Source organism: Paenibacillus silvae (assembly GCF_014639235.1).
Taxonomy (GTDB): Bacteria; Bacillota; Bacilli; order Paenibacillales; family Paenibacillaceae; genus Paenibacillus; species Paenibacillus silvae.
Genome location: NZ_BMFU01000001.1, coordinates 129,281 through 153,560, shown reverse-complemented (window position 1 = coordinate 153,560; position 24,280 = coordinate 129,281). Strand labels below are relative to the sequence as shown.

The following is a 24,280-nucleotide window of genomic DNA, read 5'->3' as shown; positions in this document are numbered from 1 at the left end:
CCAAACATAGCAAATAGCCACAAGTTCCGGTTAACCCTGGAATCTTGTGGCTGTTTATGTTTATTAATAGATGAATGGCCGGGGACTATCAAGTCTGTGCCTTGAAAATCAAATCCATAAACCGATTGGCAGCCGAGGAGATCGGCATGTTTCGTTTGGTCATAATTCCGACATGGGAAGGCGGGAGTGGCACGTCCAGCTGAATCTCAAACAGGGAGCCATCCTCCAGCTCTTTGGAGATGAACTCACGTGTGACATAGGAGATACCCAATCCGCGGCGAGCGAATTCTATTAACAGATCAACACTGCCGACTTCGATCTCAGGTTTCAATGTGTAGTTGTAGCTGTTGAACAGCTCGGTAATAGCCATTCGAACCCGACTGTTTCTGGAAAACAGGATGAGCTCATGCTCAAGCAACTGTTCAAGGGTTAGTACTTTTCCTTTCAATTGGGCATAACGCTCCCCTGCAACAAAGCAATCCTTGAGCTGAATGCTCTCGCGAACTTCAAGTTGAGGATCAACGATTGGCATGCGTACAACACCGAGATCAATTTTACCTTCCTTCAGAAACGTAATGACTTCTGGTGTCGTGCCATGACTTAAATGCAGCTTGATGTTAGGGTACTGAATATGGAATTCCTCAATGTACGATAACATGTAATGCTTGAACAGTGAGTCGCTGCCGCCGATCCGCAGTTCCCCGTTGTCCAGGTTTTTGAGTGCAGCCATTTTCTCTTCTGCGAGCGAGATCAGAATCTGAGACTGTTCGATATAGGAATAAAGACTAGCTCCCTCCTGAGTCAATGCAACACCTTTTGAATTTCGATAAAAGAGGGTGAGTCCAAAGCTGTCCTCCAGCTGTTTAATGGCATGGCTGACGCTTGGTTGTGTAATGTACAAAGCTTTGGCAGCCTGGGTCAGACTGCCCGTTTTGGCAGCCCAATAGAAGACTTTATATAACTCATAATTTGTTGTCATAGATATCGTCTATAGCTCCTGTGAAATATATTAATTACTTGTATAGCTATAAAACGTATTATAGTGTAACTACAGCAAAGAAACCAGAGTTACTTGGAAGGAGCACGGTAAGAGATGGAACCAACTACAATTGTTTTATTTGGAGCTACTGGCGATTTAGCCAAAAGAAAAATATATCCTGCCTTATATAATTTATATCTTGAGCGTAAGCTTCCAGAAACCTTCTCCCTGATCGGCCTGGGCCGCAGAGAGTGGTCGGATGAATTTTTCCAGGCTCAAGTGGAAAAATCTTTACATGAATTCTCCAGACGTCAGGGAGATCATGATTCGGTCAAATCATTTGTGAAAGCTTTCCGATACAGTGTATTGAATATCAGCCATAAGGAAGATTATATAAAGTTACTGCAATTGGTTGAACAAAGAGAGGCCGAGCTGGGCATTCCATCCAACCGTTTGTTTTATCTCTCTGTTGGACCGGAGTTCTTCGAACCGATTGCTGAAAATATTCAATCAAGCGGCCTGGGCTCGACGCAGGGCTGGAAACGTCTTGTTATTGAGAAACCGTTTGGTCATGACCTGCAGTCTGCTCGTGACCTCAATCGCAAGCTGAGCGAGTCCTTTACGGAGGAAGAGATTTACCGGATTGACCATTACTTGGGCAAACCGATGGTGCAGAAGCTTGAGACGCTGCATCAGAGCAACCCGATTATGAAGGCGCTCTGGAACAACCGTTATATCTCCAACGTGCAAATTACTGCCAATGAGACTGTAGGCGTTGAAGAACGTGCATCCTATTATGATCATGTCGGTGCTGTTCGCGACATGTTCCAGAACCATATGCTGCAATTGCTGATGATGATGGCTATCCAGCTCCCATATAACAGCACTTCCGAAAATGTGGGACAGAAGAAAAAACATATCATGGAATCCATTCAGCCATTGCAGAAGCAAACGGTGGGTGCAAGTATCATTCGCGGACAGTATGCTGCAGGCAGCATCCAAGGCAAACCGGTACATGCATACACCGATGAGCCCGGGGTAGCGGAGAACACGATGAATGACACATTTATTGCGGCCAAGCTGCAAATTGATGATTTCTTCTGGAGAGGTGTTCCGTTTTACATCCGTACGGGTAAAAGAATGAAGGAGAAGTCAACACGAATCGTGATTGAGTTCAAGGAACCTTCTGGCCAGGGCCACCTGATCAAGAATAACGGCTCGAAGCCGAACCTGCTTGTGATCGAGATGAGCCCGGATCAAAGCATGACTCTTCAATTGAATGCAAGTGATCCTGAGAATAAAGGTGAATTCAAGCCGGTTCACATCGATCTTGCTCCAGATCAGGGAGATCTGGCCGAGGCTTATGAGAACCTGATTCGCGATGCGCTGCATGGCGATCCAACATTTTTTGCACATTGGGATGAAGTTGAGTTATCATGGGCTTGGGTACAGCCAATTCTGGATGCATTTAATGAAAATCTTCTTCCGCTTCACTTGTATGCTGCCGGAAGTTATGGTCCTGCGGAATCGGATGCCATGCTGGAAGCAGATGGTCACCACTGGTGGTTTGATGAGCCATCTGAACTGATTTCCGAGGAAGACAGCGACGTACCAATAGCAGTTAACGGCAACATCTAATTAAAAAAACGAAAAAACCAAAATAATCGGAGGTAATTCAGTCATGAAATTTTTTATTGATACAGCTAACGTGGAAGACATTCAAAAAGCATATAAAATCGGTGTATTGTCCGGTGTAACAACCAACCCTTCTCTGGTAGCCAAAGAAGGTGTGAAATTCGAGGATCGCATCGAAGAGATTTTGAAGCTTGTACCTGAAGTTGAGTCCGTTTCTGCTGAAGTAACGCCTGACGCACTGACTGCTGAAGAGATGATCGCACAAGCCAATGAATTGATTAAAATCAACAACAATGACAAAAATATTACGATTAAACTGCCAATGACACTTGCAGGTCTGGAAGCTTGCCGCTACTTGACTAAAAAAGGTGTTAAAACAAACGTGACATTGATCTTCACGGTGAACCAGGCGCTGCTTGCAGCTCGTGCAGGGGCAACATATGTATCTCCGTTCCTGGGCCGTCTGGACGACATCTCGGAAGATGGCGTGCAACTGGTAGCTAAAGTGGCTGAGCTGTTCCGCACACATAACCTGGATGCTCAGATCATAGCTGCATCCGTGAGACATCCGGATCACGTTACACGTGTGGCGATGGCTGGAGCGCATATTGCTACAGTTCCATTTGCAGTCATCGAACAAATCTCCAAACACCCGCTGACAGATCAAGGTATGGAGAAATTTGCAGCAGACTGGAAAAAAACAGTACAATAAGCTGCGCGTTGACCGTTAACAAGATTTAACTAAACATATATCATTCATGGAGTATTGGGAGGACATAATGAGTAAACAACAGATTGGTGTTATTGGACTGGCAGTAATGGGGAAAAACCTTGCTTTTAACATTGAAAGCAAAGGCTTCTCAGTAGCGGTATTTAACCGTTCCCCTGAGAAAACGCATGATCTGCTGAAGGAAGCAGAGGGTAAAAACCTGATTGGCACGTTCTCGATTGAAGAGTTCGTAGCTTCTCTGGAGTCCCCGCGCAAAATTCTGATCATGGTGCAGGCGGGTAAAGCAACAGACGCAACCATTGAGCAGCTGCTTCCACATCTGGATCAAGGCGACATCATCATTGATGGCGGTAATGCTTATTACCCTGACACTCAGCGTCGCAGCAAAGAGCTGGAAGCAAAAGGCTTCCGCTTCATCGGCGCAGGTGTATCTGGTGGTGAGGAGGGTGCTCTGAAAGGCCCTGCGATCATGCCTGGTGGTCAAGAAAGTGCTTATGAACTCGTAGAGCCGATTCTGACAGCAATTTCAGCTAAAGTGGGCGACGATGCATGCAGCACGTATATCGGACCAGACGGTGCGGGACACTATGTGAAAATGGTTCATAACGGTATTGAGTATGGTGATATGCAGTTGATTGGTGAGGCGTACCACTTGCTCAAATCTGTATTGAACGTTTCTGTAGAGGAACTGCATGAAATCTTTACAGAGTGGAACAAAGGTGAACTGGACAGCTATCTGATCGAGATTACAGCTGACATCTTCTCCAAATACGATCCGGAAACAGGCAAACCGATGGTGGATGTCATTCTGGATGCGGCTGGACAAAAAGGAACAGGCAAATGGACAAGCCAAAGCGCGCTGGATCTCGGCGTACCGCTGTCCATGATTACGGAATCCGTATTCTCCCGTTTCTTGTCAGCCATGAAAGACGAGCGTATCGCGGCAAGCAAAATTCTGAACGGACCTAAAGCCGAAGCATTCTCCGGTGACAAAAAAGCGTTCATCGAGAGCGTGCGCAAAGCACTGTTCGCAAGTAAAATCGTATCCTATGCCCAAGGCTTCGCACAGATGCGTGCTGCATCTGACGAGTATGGCTGGGATCTGAAATACGGCAACATCGCGATGATCTTCCGCGGCGGCTGCATTATCCGTTCGCAGTTCCTGCAAAACATCAAGGAAGCATACGACAAAGACGCAGCGCTCAAAAACCTGCTGCTTGATCCATACTTCCAAAACATCGTAGAATCCTATCAGGATGCTTGGCGTGAAGTTGTGGCAGCTGCGGTGAAACAAGGGATTCCGGTACCAGGATTCTCCAGCGCATTGTCCTACTACGACAGCTATCGCACAGAGCGTTTGCCAGCAAACCTGCTGCAAGCTCAACGTGACTACTTCGGCGCACACACATTCCAACGTGTGGACAAAGAAGGTTCATTCCACTTCCAATGGATGGATACTAACGAGTAATATAGTTACGAAATAAATACACCTCTTCCCACACTTCGCTTTGAGTATGCTTACTCATCGGAGGCGGAAGAGGTGTTTTATTGTTTCAAAATTAAACATCATCAAATTGTAATAAAATGTACCTATCTGTAGTTTGCAAAAGATGCTGGAACCCCTCTATTTACGTTATACTAGTTCAGACGGAGTAGTTTTCGTTAAAATAGTATATTACTTTTTGAACGTGGAGGTCAGGCCAGGCATGTTTGTACTCGTAGGTATTCTGTTTTTGCTCGTATATGGATTATTAGTATTCTACATAGGCTGGAGCGGCTGGAGCTGGATGAAACCTGTCGTGGCGGCAAGATTCCGCTGGTTATATATTACAGGGCTTGTGTTCCTGGCAGTTTCCTTTATTCTGGCTCGTCTGTTTGGCAGTATTTCGTTTCTTGGCATTATCGGTTCTTACTGGCTGGCAATCTTCTCACTATTACTTCTCATTCTACCGGTTGTGCATCTGACGCTATGGCTGCTTCGATTGACCCGTATTCCACGGCATCACGCGCACAAATGGGCGGGAGTTGTAACGCTGGTGCTTCTTGTTGCAACGATGGGGTATGGCATATATAATGCGTACAGCCCGGTCGTCAGACAATACAACATTCAGATTGATAAAAAGGTAGAGGGGATCGATAAGCTGAACATTGTGATGGCGGCCGATATGCATTTCGGTCTGTTGTCAGGCCCTGCCCATGCGAAACGTATGGTGGAGGAGATCAATGCACTGAAGCCAGACCTTGTGTTATACCCAGGGGATCTGATAGATGACAATCTGGCGATGTATGAGAAAAGTGGAATTGCGGACATCATTCGTGACATCCATGCACCTTATGGTGTATATGCTTCGCTCGGGAATCATGACAAATTCGACGGACCGGTCGAGGAGCTGATTGCAGCATTGGAGAAAAGTAATATGAAGGTGCTGTATGATGACAAGATCGTTCTGGATAACCAAATTACGCTGATTGGACGCAAGGATCGAACTGAACAGGATCGGGCAGAGGTCGCAGAACTCATGAAAAATACCGATCTGAACCAGCCTGTCATTATGATGGATCATCAGCCTTATGATCTGGATATCGCTGAGCAGAACAAGGTGGACCTGGTTGTATCCGGTCACACTCATCGGGGCCAGATTGCACCAGCTCAGTGGATTACACAGGCCATTTATGAAAATGACTGGGGTTATCTGCAGAAGGGCTCTATGCATTCCATCGTTACCTCAGGCTTTGGTTTCTGGGGACCTCCGATCCGCACAAGCAGTCGTTCCGAGATTGTACAGATTAATGTGACCTTCGAGCAATAACAAAAAGCCCCTTCGTGGCAGAAGGGGCCTCTTTGCTTTTTTCTACAAACGTGAAGTTAGTTTCTTACTCCATTAGTGGGAATAGCTTCAAACGAAAAAAAAGCACCCTTTTTGTTGATTTTACCTACGATTGTAGTGGCTCCTTTTTTCTTAAAGGTGTATTCATTATCTTTGATATGAACTGAATAACCTTTTAAATTCAGGCCAAAGATCGATTTTACTTTAGATGCTGCGACGGAGAGTGCTTTACTTTGACTCAGCTTAGGTTTAGCAAAAGACTTTTTGAAATCAGCATCATTGTTCCAGTCCTTGCCCAGTTCGTTTTCCACCTTCCACACCTTGCCGGTGTTACTTCCAATGTGTACGTAGTTCAAACTGCTGTCATCCTGATATTTCCACAGCGTATCGTTGTTTGCTTTGGTGAGCAGCGCATAATCGAATGGTTTCACGGTGGATATGCCAAGTGTTTTGAGCGAGTTCCGGGCTTTATTGGTTAGGGCAGCTCGTGCATCCTGTATTTTATATTGAATACTTGCCGACATTTGGTTGTTGTGATCCAGATCAACATACAGACTTTGCTTAGTCCCCCAAATGACCCAGTAATTTTTGAGTCCGTTTTCTCTCTCTAAGTGATTTACACGCCAGAAGCCCTCAACTTCGAATTTTTTGTCATTATCAAAGGTATTCAGAAAAGTGGTTATTTTGGTGCGTAAAGCTTCATCCATGACTTTGTTGAGATCATCGCCTGCATAACTAATCAAAGTGGAAGTAACTTGTCCCTTTTTGGGATCATAGCGTTGAGAGACATCGGCCTTGGCTGTGCCGGTCAATGTGGCATCAATATGCCACTCATTATATGAAGCATCTACAAATGAAGTATCTACCGATGTAAATTGTATCGTTTGTTTACCAGCCAGTTTTGTGATTGCATCCGTTAACAGCTTTGTTGCTTTTTTATCCAGTTTCAGAGTGCTTTGCTCATCCTGAACAGCCGATGATTCATTGGATTGAGCGTATGTGATGGGAGCTGTGGATAACAATAGTGTCATAGAAGTGATCGCTGCGGTTATAGAAACAAATTTTTTCAAGGTTATTCCTCCTGATTACATAAGTGTGATGGTATTAGATATTCATGCCTGGATACACTATTAACGTGGATGAAAAGGAAAATGTTGCATAATTCTATAAGTTAGCCTCTGTAAACAGATATTTAGGAACCAGTTATACGATCTGGGGAGTCATCGATTTGATCAGTGCATTCAACCCGGCTAGTATCAGAAAGTAATTGCTTCAGACGGCGAAAATCTGGATTGATATGGGACGAATCCGCTCTGTTTCATGGTATTTTGCCGCGAAGCAGAGCTTTTTTTGTATTTATATACATAAAAAATGAATGACGATATAGCAGACGAAGTGGTATACTGTGTTCGTATCAGGGAGGAATAACGATGACAAAACCTATAATTGCCGTGGATATGGATGACACGATCTGTCATCTGGTCAAGCGGGCGATATACCATAACAATATCAGTTACCCGAGCCATCCGCTTCAGTATGAAGAAATGGTGCACTGGGATACTACCCATTTGCGTCACCCGGAAAGTACACATGAGGTGTTCTATGGCCGGCCTGGTCTGTTTGAGGAACTCGAGCTTTATGACGAGTACGTCGTGGAAGAATTGAGCAAGATCAACGAGGCGTATGACCTGATTATTGTGACGGCGGCAGAACCCAAAACGGTCCTGGAAAAGTGGAATTGGCTGCAGAAACATATGCCGTTTATTACGCTTGAGCAGTTTATAACGTGCAAGCGCAAAAATCTGCTTGCCTTCGATCTTTTGATTGATGACGGACCGCATAATTTGATTCCGGCTTTTGAGAGTGGACGGAAAGTGATCCGCATCCCGCATCCATGGAACAAGCAGCAGCTTGAGCATTATGGGTTTCCGCAAATGTCTTCCTGGAAGGATGCGAAGCTGTATATTGATGAGCTATTGCAGCCCCAAGGTCTTCATATCTAACATTTAACCTTACTAACGTATCCGGAGTAGAAAGTTATACTCTGGATTTTTTGCGATAAACTAGCGGAGTCTCACCTGTTATTTTTTTGAAGGCAGCATAAAAGGAATCCATGTCCTGATAGCCGACCATTTCAGCGATCATACTTACTTTATGGTCGGTTTGTTTTAACAGTTCACAGCTTTTTTGAATGCGTAGATGCTGAAAATATGCTCCGAATGTCTGTCCGGTATAGCGGATAAACATTCGTCCGATCTTCTTTTCACTCCACCGGGATAGCTGCACCAAATTCTTCATTTGAATGCGTTCACTGAGGTGCTGCCTGAGATAAAGAAGCATGGCTTCCATGTCATGAGGGACGGGAGGGTTGTGAGCGTAGTTCTGATCATTCCTCTGTTGATTCTGTCTGTAAGTCATGATAATTAATTGGCTAACCAGCGTGTCTAGCATGGCGAGAGAACCTGGCCCGGGAACGGAAAATTCACGGTACAACTGTATCATTATTTCTTCCAAGCGGCCGGAATGGTCTGTAACGGAAATATAATGCTGCTGGTTCTGCTCCAAATCCACTAGATGCTGAATGAGGTACTCATCCCGAAGAATGTGTCTCAGTGAATGTATTAATTCTGAATTAAACAAACAGTTGTAGATAATCAAGGGGGCTTTTGCTGCATTCGTGCTCATAGGGCGAAAGACATGAGGAATTCCGACTGGAATGACAAATAACATGCCTTTGCTGACAGGTACAATATCATCACCGATATGGTGAAACCCTCTGCCTTCCGCAACGTAACTGTACTCAATGAAATCATGCGTATGAAAAGGCATCACAAAGTTTTCAGAGCAACGATTGACGAATAACTGCAGCGGGAGATTCAGAAAGGATTCGCTTTTCAACTGTTCCACAGACATTTTCATACACAGTTTCTCCTTCGAAATAGATGGCTGTATTGGCGGATAAAAAAGTCCGCTTTGCCGGATATTTCACGCGACAGAATTAATATAATTATATCGTAACCTGTCAACGGAAGCCATAATAGAGAGGATGAGCACAATATGTTAAAGGTTAATGACCTTCGCTGCGAATATCGAATGAATCCGATAGGATTGGATGTCCGGTCACCCCGACTGAGTTGGAAATTGGAATCGGATCGAAGAAACTGTATGCAGTTGTCTTATCAGGTTCAGCTGTCTCATACACCCGATTTTGCAGATATTGTATGGGATACACAAGAGTTGAAATCAGATCAGTCCGTTCATGTCGAGCTGGAAGGTTTTCAACCTGCTGCCCGAACAAGGTATTATTACCGGGTCCGGGTTCGGGATGCATTTGAAGAAGCATCAGGGTGGTCGGATACCGCTTTTTTTGAGATGGGCCGCATGGAAGACAGCACGGAATGGACCGGGGAGTGGATTACAGCCAGCATATCCGGTGAACCTGACACTTCCTGTCCACGTATGCGGAAGTGCTTTCAGATTGTGAAACCTGTTCTCGCTGCAACAATTTACGCTACGGCACTTGGATTGTATGAGCTGCATCTGAATCATGCTCGGGTAGGTGATGCTTATTTTACGCCAGGCTGGACTACATATAGTAAGCGCTTGCAATATCAAACCTATGATGTAACCCATCAGCTTCAGTCTGGGGATAATGTGCTTGGAGCTTACCTTGGGGATGGCTGGTATCGGGGATATCTTGGCTGGAATAAAGAACGGGAGATTTTTGGTCCCACATCTGCACTATTGCTGGAGCTTCATATTCGATATGCGGACGGGTCAGAAGAAGTGATCGGTTCGAACGAAGAGTGGTCTGCTGCACCTAGTGCCATACGTATGTCGGATATATATATGGGAGAAACCTATGATGCGAGGATGGATACCGACTGGGGAGATCAGTCTCGATGCGAATGGTCACCCGTTGAGGTTCTTTCCTATCCCAAAAAGAGGATCGTTGCGCAGGAAAATGTACCTGTCATGCAGATGGAGCGGCTCCAACCGACAGCTTTGCTGACAACACCGCAAGGGGATCGGGTGCTGGACATGGGACAGAACATGGTAGGCTGGATGAGATTCAGCATTGAGGGCAATGCAGGGCAGACGGTTGAGCTGCACCATGCCGAAATTCTGGATCACGAAGGGAATTTTTATGTTGACAATCTTCGTGCTGCAAAGCAAAGGATCCGATATACCCTTCATGGTCAGGGGGTGGAGACATATGAACCCCACTTTACATTTCAGGGCTTCCGTTATGTAAAATTAATTGGTTTTCCGGAGAAGGTTACTTTGGATCAGTTTACGGGAGTTGTACTGCATTCCAACATGGATCGTACAGGCGACTTTGCTTGCTCCAACTCGCTGGTCAATCAACTCCATCATAATATTGTATGGGGACAGAAAGGGAACTTTCTTGACGTACCAACCGATTGTCCACAGCGGGATGAGCGGCTGGGGTGGACGGGGGATGCACAAATGTTTATCAGAACCTCCGCATATCTGATGAACACGGCCCCCTTTTTTACGAAGTGGCTTCGGGATCTACGAGCAGAGCAAGGAGAGGATGGGGGGATACCGTTTTTTGTCCCAGACCTGCGAAGCTCTACCTCTCAAGGCTGGGGAGATACAAGTCATTCCTCAGCTGCATGGGGGGACGCGGCCGTGATCTGTCCATGGGTTATATACGAAATGTATGGTGACATGCGACTGCTTAAGGAGCAATATGAAAGTATGCAGAGATGGGTCGCGTATATTTATGAGCAGGGTGAGAATGCTTTCCTCTGGAATACAGGCTTTCACTTTGGAGACTGGCTTGCACTGGATTCTAAATCAGGCAGCTATGTTGGCGCGACGGATATTCATTATGTGGCAACGGCATTTTACGCATACTCAGTTTCGTTGACTCGCAAAGCAGCGGCTGCACTCGGCAAGTTGCAGGATGTAGAGTATTATGATGAGCTGCATCGGAATATTGTGAAGGCGTTTCGAGACGAATATGTCACTCCTGCAGGCAGAATTGCAGTTCCCACTCAGACAGCGCATGTACTAGCCCTGCAGTTTGGTCTGCTGGAAACATCAGCTTGTACTCGTGCCGCTGCTCAATTGACTGAACTGTTGAAAGAAACACAAAACCATCTTACGACTGGATTTGTAGGTACTCCTTATCTGAATCCGGTACTAAGCGATATGGGCAGGAATGATCTGGCTTATGAATTATTATTGCAGGAGGATTATCCGTCCTGGCTTTACCAGGTAACCCAGGGAGCAACGACTGTATGGGAACACTGGGACGGCATGAGGGAGGACGGAAGCCTGTGGAGTGCTGATATGAACTCGTTTAACCACTATGCTTATGGTGCTATTGGAGAGTGGTTATATCGTTACGTAGCAGGTATTCGGCCGGATGAGCAGGAGCCTGGTTTTAAAAAGGTACACATCAAGCCGCATCCGGGCCCGGGACTGGAATGGGCAGAAGCAAGCTATGAGAGCATGTATGGCAATGTAAAGTCCAGCTGGCATCGGCAGGCGAATGGAGTACTGGAGCTCTGCGTTCAGGTTCCAGCTAATACGAGTGCTGAAGTGCGTCTGCCTAATGCTGATCGTCAAACAATTATGGAAAATGGCAGGCTGCTTGACGATTCTCCCGAGATTCAGGTTTTAGAGAGTTCGGGCACGCATGTGGACCTGACTGTAGGCTCTGGAAACTATCGATTCATCTATAACATCATTGAAGGAGAAGGTGATGAACACAGTTCAACCTTGTTTACTGAAAATACGATAAAATAAGATTGTAATCTCCTCGCCAGCTGATTAAAATAAGATTTGGAATCTGGATTGCAGCCGGAAACTATCTTTCTACTATCAGTCACAAGTGAGGTTATATGTATGAGTCAACCGGTTGATCGGCCCCGGCGCATAGAGTATCTGGATCTCTACCGTGCAATCGCGATTATGGCAGTTGTGGCAATTCATGCGACATCAACAGCTGTTGCGCATTATCCAAAGAATACGTTTGATCATGATCTGTTTTACTTCTGGAATACGTTTTTGCAATTTGCAGTGCCAGCCTTTTTATTTTTGTCTTCTCTGGTGTTGTTTTACAACTACAATGCGAAGCTGAATGAAAAGGGCTGGGTGCGTTCTTTTTATAAAAAGCGCATGTTCTACATATTCATTCCTTACGTTGCGTGGTCCTTGATTTATTTTGTCATTAAAAAGTGGCTGGCAGGCAAGGAGCCGATCGAAGACAGTATGCAGCTTGTGAAGCAGTTGATGCTGGGCACAGCTCATACGCATTTGTACTTTTTTCTAATTATCCTTCAGTTTTATATCGTATTTCCCTGGATACTTGCCCTGACGAAAAAACCTTGGTTTAAGCGATATCTGCCGCTGTATTTTATTGCAGGGCAAGCGCTGTTCTACGCATTGCATTTACAATTTCATTTTGAGCGAACTGGCAGCATGCTGCCAAGTTATTTGGTTGTCATTGGCTTTGGGGCATGGATTGGACTGAACTTTGATTCCATGATGAAACAAATGAATCGTTTCCGTTATCTATTATTGGGTGCGCTTTTGGGGGCAGGATCAGTATCGATGTATGCCACCGACACCATCAAAACAGCTTTGATGGAGTGGCCGATTTTAACCTTTACGATCCTGTTCATCATCCGCAATGCATTTACACTATCTGCTTGTTTGCTCTTGTTAATTGTAAGCGAACGAGTGGGAACAAGAAAACGGCGGAAGGAACACAGGGCGGCTCGTTTAATGGATTCTCTGGGAACTGTAGCTTTTGGCATTTTTTTAATTCATCCTTTAATCCTGCTGTTCTGGAGACGTGAGCTTACGGATGATCTTGCCCGTCATTTCAGTTTGGGTATTGTATTATCTTACATCGCCGCACTGCTTCTCTCCTGGTTATGTGCCGTAGGTTTGCGCCGATTAAAGTGGGGCTGGGTGCTCATCGGCCGTTAGATCAAGTCTGATTCAGCAAGGGAAATAGGTTAATAAGTATAAAGAGATTTTAAGCTCTTCTAACGGAGAATTTGAAATCTCTTTTTTATTTGCGGGATAACAGGTATGATGAATAAATGTCCATTAAATAGAATTTATGGATGAACACGCGGTACTACCGAGCGCATAAAGACATCTGGCGAGGGGGAAACATGTTGAAACTGAGGGGAACGTCTGGTCGAATTATCTAGGGAGGAAATGTTTCAGGCTGTTGCTAAAGGTGACCTGGCATGGTCTGAGCAGGATTTGTTGAATTCCATGAAGTATTACCGATTAAATTCCAATCCTGGTGAGATTACACATGAGCTTTATCTAAGGATAAATAATACAAATAAAAGTCCTGAGCAAGCGGCAAGATTGATCCAGGAGTATTTTGATTTGTAGTTTATTACATCTCGTCAGATCATCCAAGAGGAGGAAAACCATGTACTTTTTTATGCTTTTTTTGGTTGGTGTTGTGTTATGTTTTTTGTTTCCCTATGGTCCAATGATCGTTGGGGGCATCATCTTTGCAGTGGTCATTGATCACTATCGTCAAACGTCATATATTCGTGAGGATATTCAGGCCATCAAAAACCATCTGAAATTAATGAACAAGGAAGAGCTGGAGGAGTATGAGATGGATCAGGTTTATAAAAATTCAGATCGGATTCCGTCGGAAAGAATGGATATTATCAATCGACAAATTGAGCTCGAACTTGAGCGGGAGAATAAAAACAAAAAAACATAACCTATTTTCAATGATTACAACCAGTTTTGGATAAAATTATAAGTATCCATCCCTTGCCTTGGAAGTACTTTTTTATCTGGATGGCAGTTTGTCCAATTCACCCAAGGCAGCAATTGTTTTGGTGTTGCATTAAACAGTAAAATGTAATACCATGAACCCACATATAGTTCACATTGACGAGATTAGGGCATGTCCAGAAACCTCAAGGCGCAGGTATGGTTTGCCTTTTTCTGTATATTGGAGTGATGAAGTGAAGATCGAGAAGGTGTTAAACAATAATGCGGTAGTAGCCATCAAAGATGAACAGGAAGTTATTGTTATTGGGCGGGGGATCGCTTTTCAGAAAAGGGCGGGCGATATAATCTCTGACCAGCATGTTGACAAGGTGTTTACTTTACAGAATGAAGATATTCAGGAAAACTTCAAGGCATTAATCGCGAGTATACCGCTTGAGTACATGAAAGTGTCTGAAGAGATCATAGCCTATGCCAAGCTAAAGCTGGGTAAAAAGTTAAATGACAGCATCTATCTGCATCTGACAGATCATATTCATTTTGCTATTGAGCGCTACCGCAACAACCTTCCGATTCGCAATGGCTTGTTATGGGAGACCAAGCAGCTGTACAAGGACGAGTACGAAGTAGGACTTGAGGCGTTAAATATGATCTGTGATCAATTTGGAGTGCTTTTGCCCGAGGATGAGGCCGGCTTTATGGCGCTGCATTTTGTCAATGCTGCACTGAACGAAGAGATGCCTAACATTCGCAACATGACACAGGTGATGCAGGAGATTCTGACCATCATCAAATATCACTTCAAAATGGACTTTGATGAAAATGCGCTGAACTACACTCGTTTTGTGACTCACCTGAAGTTTTTCGCCCAGCGGCTGGTAAAGGGCAAGCACTACAAGAGCAACAACGACGAGGAATTGTTTCAGATGATTCAGAAAAAGTATCCGGACGCACATAAGTGCTCTGAAAAAATTAAAAAATTCATTGAAAGTAACTACACCTATCAACTGACTGACGAAGAGATGATGTATTTAACCATTCATATCGAGAGAGTAGTCAATGCGACTTCTGAATAATCATGCGGGTTAACTTATCAATTAAAAAAAGTGCTTGCAATTGTAGTCCAGATGTACTATGATGATCCCAAGAAGTAAGCGCATACATGATCAATCGGATTGTAACTGTTCAATCAGGCAATTCCGGCTGTAAGGCCCTAGGGTTGATCCCAGTGCTTGCCAATCATCTTAATTGAATACCAATGTGTACAGCCTTACAGGGTTGCAACCGTTAAGGGCAAAACCTGAATTGCTGAATAACATGACTGATTTCCGGATTTCCGGTACGTTGTGATTGTTCAGTGGTTCAGGTTTTCTTTGTTTCACAGACATGGGGAGTCTACTTAGAGAGGAAGAATGACAATGAGCAACTACGATCAATTGGCAAAAGACATTCTGTCACGGGTCGGTGGCCCGAAAAATGTAAACAGTGTCTTTCATTGTGTGACAAGACTGCGGTTTAAACTGAAAGATGAAAGCGTAGCCAAAACGGAAGAACTTAAAAATCTGCCGGGAGTCATTACGGTAATGCAGAGTGGCGGGCAATATCAGGTCGTGATCGGCAATGAAGTGCCTGATGTATATAAAGCAGTGGTTAAAGCAGGTAATTTCCCGACGGAAGGACAGGTTGAGGAATCAGCGGATCATTCGGGTAAAAAAGTGGGATTGTTCAGTCGATTTATTGATATGATCTCGGGTGTATTTACGCCTTTGCTGGGATTGCTGGCAGCAACAGGGATGATCAAAGGTTTCACAGCCATGTTTGTATCCTTTGGATGGATAACAGATACATCGGGAACTTATCATCTGTTGAATGCTACAGGTGACTGTCTGTTCTACTTCTTCCCGATTTTCCTTGGCTATACGGCTATCAAGAAATTCGGCGGTTCACCGTTTCTGGGGATGGCGATAGGTGCTTCTCTTGTATATCCTACGCTGTCAGGGTTGTCCGCAGGAGATCCGCTGTATACGCTGTTCGCAGGTACATTGTTTGAATCACCTATTCATATAACGTTCCTGGGTATCCCTGTAATTCTAATGACGTATTCAACTTCAGTTATTCCGATTATTATCGCGACATTCTTTGCGGTTAAAATTGAAAGATTCTTTAAAAATGTAATTCCTAAAGTTGTAAGCACGTTCCTGGTTCCATTCTTTACATTGCTCGTTATCGTTCCGGCTACATTCATCCTGATTGGTCCAGTATCTACTTGGGCAGGTCAATTGATTGGTGCAGGCGCGACAGGAGTTTATGAATTAAGCCCGGTAATTACTGGTTTGCTCATCGGTGGGCTGTGGCAAGTATTCGTTCTTTTCGGCCTTCACTGGGGACTCGTGCCGGTAATGCTTCTGAACCTGAGCACAACTGGAGCTGATCCAGTAATCGCCATGTCATTCGCCGCCTCTTTTGCACAAACGGGTGCTGTACTGGCCGTCATGTTAAAAACAAGAAATACGAAATTGAAATCTTTAGGTATCCCTGCTTTCATTTCCGGTATCTTTGGTGTAACTGAACCAGCCATCTATGGTTTGACTCTTCCTCTGAAAAAACCGTTTATCATGAGCTGTATTGCTGCTGGTATCGGTGGGGGAATCTTGGGATTAGCTGGCTCGAAGCTGTATATCTTTGGCGGACTTGGTGTGTTCGGTTTCCCGAGCTTTATTAATAAAGCAACAGGTGTAGATTCCGGGTTTTATATGGCACTCGTTGCATGTGGTGTAGGTTTCATTCTTGGTTTTATCCTGACTTATATTGTTGGATTCCAAGACAAGGTAGAAGCGGCACCAGCCCCGGCACCTGTTCTTGATCCGAATCCAAACAACCGTTTTGAAATTGTAAGCCCAATGGCGGGTGAAGTGGTTGAACTGAAAGAAATTAATGACGTTACATTTGCAGGAGAGCATATGGGTAAAGGCATCGCCATTCGTCCTGTCAGCGGCAGAGTTGTATCTCCGATCACAGGTGTTGTGCAAACGGTGTATCGTACGAAACATGCAATCGGTCTTGTATCGGATGATGGTGTTGAGATGCTGATTCATATCGGTCAGGATACAGTTCAATTGAAAGGCCAGCATTTCACTGCACATGTGAAGGATGGTGACCGTGTCAATGCAGGTGATCTGATTATGGAGTTTGACCTTCAAGCGATCAAAGATGCAGGTTATGAGACAATTACACCAATTATCGTTGCCAATACTCCTAATTATCTGGATGTTGTCGCTACCAAAACGGCAAGTGTGAACGAGCAGGATAAGCTGCTGACTGTACTGAGCTAATCGAAAAGGCTCTTATCTGAGCTGACGAATCCGATCGTAAAGTCACCTATGGCGAATATAGGAGGTATACCTCAATGCTAGAACAACTAAAGGCCTTCCCGGAGAATTTTCTCTGGGGAGGAGCAACGGCCGCCAATCAATTGGAGGGTGCTTATCTTGAAGGAGGAAAAGGGTTAACAACGGTTGACCTGATTCCGATTGGCGCGAATCGTTTTCCGATTGCACTTGGCAACCTGGATTCATTTGAACCCAAAGAAGGAGAGTTTTATCCTTCACATGAAGCAATTGATTTTTATCATCGGTATAAGGAAGATATTGCGTTATTTGCTGAAATGGGATTCAAGTGCCTCAGGCTTTCGGTAGCCTGGGCACGGATTTTTCCGAATGGCGATGATGCCGAGCCGAATGAAGCGGGACTTCAGTTCTATGATGACGTTTTTGACGAGCTGCTGAAGCATAACATTGAACCCGTCGTAACGATCTGCCACTTTGATGTACCTGTAAGTCTGGTGAAAAATTATGGCGGATGGAAAAACCGCAAGATGGTCAGCTTTTTTGAAACCTATGCTAAAACACTGTTTAATCGCTACAAAGACAAAGTGAAATACTGGATGACATTTAACGAGATTAATATGCTGCTGCATCTGCCTTATATCGGCGCAGGAATCGTGCTTCAGGAAGGCGAGAACAAGGAGCAGGTTTTGTACCAGGCGGCTCACCACGAGTTGATCGCAAGCGCGCTGGCGGTTAAAGCTTGCCATGAGATTATTCCAGGTGCACAGATTGGATGTATGCTGGCAGCGGGTATGGTCTATCCGTATAGCTCACATCCGGAAGATGTGTGGAAAGCGATGGACAAGGATCGCGAATCCTTCTTTTTCATCGACGTACAGTCCAAAGGGGAGTACCCGGGATACACAAAGCGGTTTTTTAGAGAAATTAACATCCGCATTGATTTGCAGCCGGAAGATGCCGATATTTTGAAGCAGCATACGGTCGATTATATCGGTTTCAGCTACTACGCAAGCCGCTGCACAAGTGCTGATCCTGAAGTACTGAAGAACTCTACAGAGGGTAATGTGTTTGGTTCAGTGAAGAATCCGTATCTTGAAGCATCGGAATGGGGCTGGACCATAGATCCCAAAGGGCTTCGTATCACATGCAACCAGCTGCATGACCGATATGGCAAACCGCTGTTTATAGTAGAAAATGGTCTTGGTGCAACCGATGTATTGCTGGACGATGATACGGTTGAAGATGACTATCGCATTGCCTATCTGAACAGCCACTTTGCCGAGATGGCCGAGGCGATTCAGGACGGTGTAGAACTGATCGGATACACCAGCTGGGGACCAATTGATCTGGTTAGCGCAGGCACGGGAGAGATGAAAAAACGTTATGGCTACATCTATGTAGACAGAAATAATGATGGCAGCGGAACGCTTCGGCGTGTGAGAAAGAAAAGCTTCCATTGGTACAAAGAAGTTATCGCAAGCAATGGCGCGCAATATTTCTAATTAGGACGTTTACTCCTGAACAAAGAACAAAGAACAAAGAACAAAGAACATTCTCGTTATGACGGGATGTTCTTTGTTTGGTAAGCCACAAGTTTGACCTGTGATAGAGTATTTTATATAATTTATTAATGTAGAAAATCTTGTCAACTAAGAAGGAGGGAGTAACCTGTCATGAAGAAAAAATCACTTGCGTTTATCTCTTCCGGATATGGATACTCCACTGCGGTATTTTTCTAGAATTCATGATTACGGGAGAAGTCTGCCCAAATGCATATGAACATGAAGAAAACCGTAGAAAAATCTTAGGAATGATGAGGTAATCCATATGACCAATGAAAAAATCATTAGAAAAAATCCATCCAATATGCCGGCACCTGTAGGGAATTACACGCATATCACAAGGATTCCAAGAAATGCAGAGTTGTTCGTGACATCAGGGCAAGTTGGAGTGGATGTGAATGGGCAATTTCCAGATACACTCAATGAACAAGTCACCAATACATTTAACAATATTAAAACCGTACTGCAATCTGAGGGATTGCATGCTGAGCATATTATCAAAGTAAACGTATGGGCAACCGAAAAGATTGATTGGGATTACCTGTACGCCGAGTGGGATCAACTATTTCAATATGATTATCCCGCGATGACCATCGCTTATATTACTGAGTTAGGCCTGCCCGACATTAAGATTGAAATTGAAATTTGGGCAGCAAAACCGTAAAACAAAAAAAGTTATCTAATAGAACTATGGAGCGTCTATTGAATAGAAGCTCCATGGTTTTTCATTTATTTGTGTACTGCTGCCAGAGTGACACCATTCGTTCATCTGCTTGAGCGGATGGAGCTCAGGGTACCTGCAAACTCTGATATGCATTGAGTCTTCCATAAGTCCAATAGATGCCGGAACCCGAGATCGGATCGGAGGCGAAGCATAACGCATCTCGAATCTGGGCATTGTTTTTGCCCCTCGCGGCGAGCAGTGCTGCTGCGCCCGCAACTTGCGGAGCTGCCATGGAGGTTCCACTAAGATAGGCATATGAGCTGCCCAGATACGTGGAGAGGATCGCATCGCCCGGTGCAGCCATATCGACCCAGGAGCCATAATTGGAAAAGTTGGATTTAAGATCATACGAATTGGTGGAGGCAACCGCAATGACGTTAGGGTATGAAGCAGGAACGATGGGGTAAGAAGTGTTATCATTGCCTGCTGCCGCAATAATCACGGCTCCGCGCTCCCATGCATACTGAACAGCAGCTTGAAGGAACGCATCTCCCATTGGTCCGCCCAGGCTGAGATTCACGACTTGAACTCCATTGTTGGCTGCAAACACAAGCCCGTTGCCCACGTTGCCAATAGTTCCTTGGCCGTTGTTATCCAGCACTCGAATCGGCATGATGGAAGCAAGCGGTGCTGTACCCGCGATGCCAACGCCATTGTTGGTTATGGAAGCAGCGATGCCAGCGACATGTGTGCCATGGCCGTTTCCGTCCTCGGGAATATTGTCATAATCGACGTAGTCATAACCGGGCAGCAGCTTGGCCGCAAGTTCGGGATGATTCAATTGCACACCTGTGTCAATGATCGCAATTTTAATTGAGTTGTTGCTCTGGTTAATATCCCATGCAGCAGGGGCATTAATTTTGGTCAGATTGTACTGGTAAGGGAAGAATGGGTCGTTGGGTATAAATGAAGCTTCAACGAGATAGTTGGGATGCGCATGTTCAATGAGATCATGATCCTTGTATAGTTTGAGCATGCGATGCATTTTTTTGCGAGATTCGATTCGGTACCACCCCAGATCCTCATAGGTTTCGGCCACTTTGCATTTGTTCTTCCGATGAAGGGTGTGCATCTGATCGGCGGTTGTACCTTCCTTGAACTTGAGCAGCAGCTGGTGAGGAGCATGAGGATGGAACTTACTTGCAGCCTTCTGATCTGCATATCGAAGGGTGAACCAGATGGAGATCAAAAGGATAACTGCTGTGATGCCAAGCGATAACCACATGGTTGGTTTACCCCTTTCTGAATTGGTTGCTGATACGCCTTATCGTATGCGGAGTCTATCAGAATGCGCGGGCCTTCTCTCAAAATGGTCGGGAGTATAGACTGATTGATAGTTTTATTTATGAAAGGAAGTGACTTTTTGTCAGAAGTTCACATGAAACCTGTAGTAAAGCCTGTCCAGTCCCACGAGATTGAGGAGGCGATCGAATTTGCCATGCGTGTACGCGGTGAGGTTTTTCCCATGATAGATCCGAGCGTATTACCTAAAGATTTTCAACAGTTTACAGAACATTATCTGGATCGTAACGATTCCATTTTTCTTGTTGCCCGGTTGGGCGAAACAGGCATTGTCGGTTCCATCGGCATTACGCCATATGACGGACGAATTCAGGCTATTGAAGGCCGTTACCCGGCTCCTGCCGCAGCTGAAATTGTAAAATGTTATGTTGATCCTGCCTACCGCAGGCATGGCATCGGTTCACTGTTAGTACAAGAATTGCAACAAATTGTAACCAGAATGCGATATACAACGTTATATCTGCATACCCATCGTTTTCTGCCTGGAGCTGTGGATTTCTGGGAACGTCAAGGATTTGCGTTAATTGCAGAAGAAAAAAATGAATGGCAAATCGTGCATATGGATAAACCCATCAATTTTTAGATCGGAGAGATGTATGAATGTACACAAGTCTGATTGAGAAACTGGCCCACACAAAGGCGCTAAAATGGTTTCCAAACCATCAGGTTCAGGAAAGCTGGATCGTTGAAGTTGAACAGGAACTTGGTTTTTCATTACCTCCTTCCTACCGATGGTGGCTTCTGAATTATGGGCAAGCGCTGTTAAGCGGGACAGCAATTCTAACCATTACTTCATCAGAGCACAGAGAGTACACGGATACGGACATTCTATATATCTATCGACTTGCAGATGAACAGACAAAGCAGGAAGGAAAACTGGAACTGTTTATCCCGGATGAGGATGAATATTACTATTTTGATACCCGTACAACGGATGAACGTGGGGAATTTAAGGTGATGCGTCTGGATTATTTTAATGGAGAGCCTGAAGTGTATGCGGATTCTTTTGCCGAATTTCTAGAAAAGTTGATTGATCAACGAACACCACGGAACGCGTAGTAAAGTGAATCGAACAGTTTAAGACAGAGAATGCAATTGGGGGAAAAGAAAGATGAACAGCATAACACGAAAAATCGTATTTATTGATATTGATGGAACTTTGGTTGATGATGACGGCAGCATTCCTGTGTCTGCACAAGAAGCGTGTAAACAAGCGCGCAAGAATGGACACCTGTTGTATTTGTGTACGGGGCGCTCCAAAGCCGAAATCTATGATTCAATCTGGGAGATTGGTTTTGATGGATTAATCGGGGCAGGCGGAGGATATGTAGAGTACGGCTCTGACGTTTTATATCACAAAAAAGTAACCGCTGAAGATGTGCGGCATATGGTCGACTTCTTCAATGAACACGGCATTGATTTCTATCTTGAATCCAACTCGGCTCTCTATGCCAGCAGTAATCTTCAAGCTCATCTGGAGCGCCGAATCTATGGTGATGTCGAGAATGATCCGGTCGCACGGGAGAAAAAAGAAACGAAACCACATCCGTTCATTGCCGGGTTAACATATGGTGAAGCCGATCTGTATAAGGATGATGTTAACAAGGTTTGTTTTCTGGAAAGTCCTATCATTCCGTTTGAGCGGATCAAGCAGGAGTTTGAGGGCAAGTTTGAAGTCATTCAGTGTACGGTACCTGTCTTTGGCGAGGGCAGCGGGGAGCTGATGATCCCGGGTATTCACAAAGCCATTGCGATTGCCGACCTGCTGGAGCATCTGGGCATGTCGCGGGAAGATACACTGGCGATTGGTGATGGCATGAATGATGCCGAGATGCTGGAATTCTGTGCGGTAGGTATTGCAATGGGCAACGCCAAACCGGGTCTGAAAGCCATCGCTGACGACGTCACAGCCTCTGTGGAAGAAGACGGATTGTGTCATAGCTTTGTAAAGCATGGCTTGATCTGACTTGGCCAGATCAAGAAGAAACAGGCATCTCCGCTTTGGAGATGTCTATTTTTTTATGTCTATGTGTATTGCATATCTTACCATGAAAGTTTAATATGAATTTTGAAAACAAGGTATTTATTGGTATTTTTAGCTTGGAGAATAACTAAATTGAATACATGGAGGACCCCGCATGAGTAATGTTGCTCTTTTGTTTCCTGGACAGGGCTCTCAGATCATCGGAATGGGAAGAGACTTCTGGAATCATTTTGATGTAGCCAAGCGTTTATTTGAAGAAGCTGGTGACGCGATTTCTTTTGATTTAAAAAAGCTGTGCTTTGAAGGAAACATAGATGATTTGACATTAACAATGAACGCTCAACCAGCACTCTTAACGGTGAGTGTTATTGCGTTTCAGGTGTATATGCAGGAGATCGGGACAAAGCCTGCTTACATGGCCGGGCATAGCCTGGGAGAATATTCGGCACTTGTTTGCGCAGGCGTTTTATCTTTTCGTGATGCGGTTCGTCTTGTAAGACAACGAGGCATCCTGATGCACAATGCAGATCCATACCAGCAAGGGACTATGGCAGCCATTTCAAACCTTCCGATCCGTACGCTGCAGGAAATATGCGAAGAAGTCTCTACAAGTGAACATCCTGTCTGTGTTGCTTGTATAAACACGGATCAGCAGTTTGTTATTTCGGGCCATCGCCAAGCCATACAGAAGGTGTTAAAAAGAAGTGAATGTATGGGGATAAAGCATGCTTACCTGAAGGTATCCGGTCCATATCATTCTCCCATGATGCAAAGTGCCGCAGAACAATTCAAAGCACAATTGAGTCAATATCCATATCATCCTGCCGAATGTCCCATTATTTCAAATGTAACAGCGAAGCCATACCAGTCGGATCACCCTGTTGTGGATTACTTAAACAGGCAGATGACTGAGCCGGTAAGATGGTTAGAATCTATGCACTATTTAATGGAGCAGGGGGTTACAGAGGTCATTGAACTGGGTTCCAAACAGGTATTGGGGAGTCTCATGAATAGAATAACGAAAGATATTGTGCCTTATTCCTTAGGTCAACCTTCTGATCTAACCATACTTTCCGATTCAGAGTTAAGAAAAAATAAACGTTTATCAGTACTTAAAAAGCAGTTGCCGCGACTGATGACCATGGCTCTTACCTCACGGAATTATAGTCAAGATTCAACAGCATACAACAATACCGTAAAGCCTTTGTTTTCTGAATTACAGCAGTTGAAAGAGCGATTAGACGATGATAGCCGTGATCTTGGCGAAAAAGATATCTATGTTTCAATTGAACTGTGTCATTCCATTCTTGCAGCGAAACAGCATCCCAAGCACAGAAATGCAATAATGAATACGATCTAGCAGGATTTATGTACTCTTCATATTATATTCCAGGCTGTCGCATACTTTGACAGCCTGTTTGGCGTGTAATCCAATTC

At 44.7% G+C, this 24,280-nt stretch carries 21 protein-coding genes; 17 read left to right on the top strand and 4 right to left on the bottom strand.

Going from position 1 to position 24,280, the window contains the following annotated elements:
• Positions 1-88: 88 nt before the first annotated feature.
• Entirely contained in the window at positions 89-979 is an 891-nt protein-coding gene (locus IEW26_RS00640) for a LysR family transcriptional regulator (RefSeq protein ID WP_111273383.1), read from the bottom strand.
• 114 nt (positions 980-1,093) lie between these two features.
• On the opposite strand from IEW26_RS00640, the gene zwf reads away from it, so the two are divergent.
• From zwf to IEW26_RS00620, 4 genes are all read left to right on the top strand, one after another.
• Complete coding sequence (gene zwf, locus IEW26_RS00635) at positions 1,094-2,617, top strand: glucose-6-phosphate dehydrogenase (RefSeq protein ID WP_145401317.1); 1,524 nt, start codon at positions 1,094-1,096, stop codon at positions 2,615-2,617.
• A 43-nt stretch (positions 2,618-2,660) separates the two neighbouring features.
• Positions 2,661-3,326, top strand: a complete 666-nt coding sequence (fsa, locus tag IEW26_RS00630) for a fructose-6-phosphate aldolase (protein ID WP_090916923.1) — start codon at positions 2,661-2,663, stop codon at positions 3,324-3,326.
• Between the two features lie 67 nt (positions 3,327-3,393).
• Positions 3,394-4,812: an NADP-dependent phosphogluconate dehydrogenase gene (gene gnd, locus IEW26_RS00625; protein ID WP_188590981.1), complete on the top strand. Its 1,419-nt coding sequence runs from the start codon at positions 3,394-3,396 to the stop codon at positions 4,810-4,812.
• Between the two features lie 238 nt (positions 4,813-5,050).
• Complete coding sequence (locus IEW26_RS00620; RefSeq protein WP_188590980.1) at positions 5,051-6,154, top strand: metallophosphoesterase; 1,104 nt, start codon at positions 5,051-5,053, stop codon at positions 6,152-6,154.
• A 56-nt stretch (positions 6,155-6,210) separates the two neighbouring features.
• On the opposite strand, the gene IEW26_RS00615 is transcribed toward IEW26_RS00620, so the two are convergent.
• Complete coding sequence (locus IEW26_RS00615; RefSeq protein ID WP_188590979.1) at positions 6,211-7,242, bottom strand: hypothetical protein; 1,032 nt, start codon at positions 7,240-7,242, stop codon at positions 6,211-6,213.
• Between the two features lie 360 nt (positions 7,243-7,602).
• On the opposite strand from IEW26_RS00615, the gene IEW26_RS00610 reads away from it, so the two are divergent.
• Positions 7,603-8,175 (top strand): 5' nucleotidase, NT5C type, encoded by a 573-nt coding sequence (locus tag IEW26_RS00610; RefSeq protein WP_188590978.1) that lies wholly within the window; start codon positions 7,603-7,605, stop codon positions 8,173-8,175.
• Positions 8,176-8,209: 34 nt separating this feature from the next.
• On the opposite strand, the gene IEW26_RS00605 is transcribed toward IEW26_RS00610, so the two are convergent.
• Complete coding sequence (locus tag IEW26_RS00605) at positions 8,210-9,091, bottom strand: AraC family transcriptional regulator (RefSeq protein ID WP_188590977.1); 882 nt, start codon at positions 9,089-9,091, stop codon at positions 8,210-8,212.
• Positions 9,092-9,229: 138 nt separating this feature from the next.
• Between IEW26_RS00605 and IEW26_RS00600 the strand changes: the two genes are divergently transcribed.
• The 8 genes from IEW26_RS00600 (at position 9,230) to IEW26_RS00570 (ending at position 19,497) form a co-directional block, all read left to right on the top strand.
• A complete protein-coding gene (locus IEW26_RS00600; protein WP_188590976.1) occupies positions 9,230-11,953 on the top strand; it encodes a family 78 glycoside hydrolase catalytic domain in 2,724 nt (907 codons plus the stop codon).
• A 99-nt stretch (positions 11,954-12,052) separates the two neighbouring features.
• Positions 12,053-13,141 carry an acyltransferase gene (locus IEW26_RS00595; protein ID WP_188590975.1) on the top strand — a complete coding sequence of 363 codons (1,089 nt, stop codon included), beginning with the start codon at positions 12,053-12,055 and terminating at the stop codon, positions 13,139-13,141.
• 237 nt (positions 13,142-13,378) lie between these two features.
• Positions 13,379-13,564 carry a hypothetical protein gene (locus IEW26_RS30160; protein WP_229729595.1) on the top strand — a complete coding sequence of 62 codons (186 nt, stop codon included), beginning with the start codon at positions 13,379-13,381 and terminating at the stop codon, positions 13,562-13,564.
• Positions 13,565-13,604: 40 nt separating this feature from the next.
• Entirely contained in the window at positions 13,605-13,910 is a 306-nt protein-coding gene (locus IEW26_RS00590) for a hypothetical protein (protein ID WP_188590974.1), read from the top strand.
• Positions 13,911-14,160: 250 nt separating this feature from the next.
• Positions 14,161-15,000, top strand: a complete 840-nt coding sequence (gene licT, locus IEW26_RS00585) for a BglG family transcription antiterminator LicT (protein WP_111269183.1) — start codon at positions 14,161-14,163, stop codon at positions 14,998-15,000.
• Between the two features lie 342 nt (positions 15,001-15,342).
• Entirely contained in the window at positions 15,343-17,256 is a 1,914-nt protein-coding gene (locus IEW26_RS00580) for a beta-glucoside-specific PTS transporter subunit IIABC (RefSeq protein ID WP_188590973.1), read from the top strand.
• A 74-nt stretch (positions 17,257-17,330) separates the two neighbouring features.
• Positions 17,331-18,773: a 6-phospho-beta-glucosidase gene (locus IEW26_RS00575; protein WP_188590972.1), complete on the top strand. Its 1,443-nt coding sequence runs from the start codon at positions 17,331-17,333 to the stop codon at positions 18,771-18,773.
• 325 nt (positions 18,774-19,098) lie between these two features.
• Positions 19,099-19,497, top strand: a complete 399-nt coding sequence (locus IEW26_RS00570) for a RidA family protein (RefSeq protein ID WP_188590971.1) — start codon at positions 19,099-19,101, stop codon at positions 19,495-19,497.
• Positions 19,498-19,621: 124 nt separating this feature from the next.
• Here the strand turns inward: IEW26_RS00570 and IEW26_RS00565 are convergent, their stop codons facing one another.
• Positions 19,622-20,782, bottom strand: a complete 1,161-nt coding sequence (locus tag IEW26_RS00565; protein ID WP_188590970.1) for a S8 family peptidase — start codon at positions 20,780-20,782, stop codon at positions 19,622-19,624.
• A gap of 138 nt (positions 20,783-20,920) precedes the next feature.
• Between IEW26_RS00565 and IEW26_RS00560 the strand changes: the two genes are divergently transcribed.
• From IEW26_RS00560 to fabD, 4 genes are all read left to right on the top strand, one after another.
• The gene (locus tag IEW26_RS00560; protein WP_188590969.1) at positions 20,921-21,442 is read left to right on the top strand and encodes a GNAT family N-acetyltransferase; all 522 of its coding nucleotides are present in this window, start codon (positions 20,921-20,923) and stop codon (positions 21,440-21,442) included.
• A 17-nt stretch (positions 21,443-21,459) separates the two neighbouring features.
• The gene (locus IEW26_RS00555; protein WP_188590968.1) at positions 21,460-21,918 is read left to right on the top strand and encodes an SMI1/KNR4 family protein; all 459 of its coding nucleotides are present in this window, start codon (positions 21,460-21,462) and stop codon (positions 21,916-21,918) included.
• A gap of 52 nt (positions 21,919-21,970) precedes the next feature.
• Positions 21,971-22,825 (top strand): Cof-type HAD-IIB family hydrolase, encoded by an 855-nt coding sequence (locus tag IEW26_RS00550; RefSeq protein ID WP_188590967.1) that lies wholly within the window; start codon positions 21,971-21,973, stop codon positions 22,823-22,825.
• Between the two features lie 172 nt (positions 22,826-22,997).
• Complete coding sequence (gene fabD, locus IEW26_RS00545; RefSeq protein ID WP_188590966.1) at positions 22,998-24,203, top strand: ACP S-malonyltransferase; 1,206 nt, start codon at positions 22,998-23,000, stop codon at positions 24,201-24,203.
• Positions 24,204-24,280 lie beyond the last annotated feature (77 nt).

What these genes read in the sequence shown, in the direction of transcription:
- IEW26_RS00640 (WP_111273383.1), bottom strand. Translation starts at nt 979, where the DNA reads ATGACAACAAATTATGAGTTATATAAAGTCTTCTATTGGGCTGCCAAA.
- zwf (WP_145401317.1), top strand. Translation starts at nt 1,094, where the DNA reads ATGGAACCAACTACAATTGTTTTATTTGGAGCTACTGGCGATTTAGCC.
- fsa (WP_090916923.1), top strand. Translation starts at nt 2,661, where the DNA reads ATGAAATTTTTTATTGATACAGCTAACGTGGAAGACATTCAAAAAGCA.
- gnd (WP_188590981.1), top strand. Translation starts at nt 3,394, where the DNA reads ATGAGTAAACAACAGATTGGTGTTATTGGACTGGCAGTAATGGGGAAA.
- IEW26_RS00620 (WP_188590980.1), top strand. Translation starts at nt 5,051, where the DNA reads ATGTTTGTACTCGTAGGTATTCTGTTTTTGCTCGTATATGGATTATTA.
- IEW26_RS00610 (WP_188590978.1), top strand. Translation starts at nt 7,603, where the DNA reads ATGACAAAACCTATAATTGCCGTGGATATGGATGACACGATCTGTCAT.
- IEW26_RS00605 (WP_188590977.1), bottom strand. Translation starts at nt 9,091, where the DNA reads ATGAAAATGTCTGTGGAACAGTTGAAAAGCGAATCCTTTCTGAATCTC.
- IEW26_RS00600 (WP_188590976.1), top strand. Translation starts at nt 9,230, where the DNA reads ATGTTAAAGGTTAATGACCTTCGCTGCGAATATCGAATGAATCCGATA.
- IEW26_RS00595 (WP_188590975.1), top strand. Translation starts at nt 12,053, where the DNA reads ATGAGTCAACCGGTTGATCGGCCCCGGCGCATAGAGTATCTGGATCTC.
- IEW26_RS30160 (WP_229729595.1), top strand. Translation starts at nt 13,379, where the DNA reads ATGTTTCAGGCTGTTGCTAAAGGTGACCTGGCATGGTCTGAGCAGGAT.
- IEW26_RS00590 (WP_188590974.1), top strand. Translation starts at nt 13,605, where the DNA reads ATGTACTTTTTTATGCTTTTTTTGGTTGGTGTTGTGTTATGTTTTTTG.
- IEW26_RS00580 (WP_188590973.1), top strand. Translation starts at nt 15,343, where the DNA reads ATGAGCAACTACGATCAATTGGCAAAAGACATTCTGTCACGGGTCGGT.
- IEW26_RS00575 (WP_188590972.1), top strand. Translation starts at nt 17,331, where the DNA reads ATGCTAGAACAACTAAAGGCCTTCCCGGAGAATTTTCTCTGGGGAGGA.
- IEW26_RS00570 (WP_188590971.1), top strand. Translation starts at nt 19,099, where the DNA reads ATGACCAATGAAAAAATCATTAGAAAAAATCCATCCAATATGCCGGCA.
- IEW26_RS00565 (WP_188590970.1), bottom strand. Translation starts at nt 20,782, where the DNA reads ATGTGGTTATCGCTTGGCATCACAGCAGTTATCCTTTTGATCTCCATC.
- IEW26_RS00555 (WP_188590968.1), top strand. Translation starts at nt 21,460, where the DNA reads ATGTACACAAGTCTGATTGAGAAACTGGCCCACACAAAGGCGCTAAAA.
- IEW26_RS00550 (WP_188590967.1), top strand. Translation starts at nt 21,971, where the DNA reads ATGAACAGCATAACACGAAAAATCGTATTTATTGATATTGATGGAACT.
- fabD (WP_188590966.1), top strand. Translation starts at nt 22,998, where the DNA reads ATGAGTAATGTTGCTCTTTTGTTTCCTGGACAGGGCTCTCAGATCATC.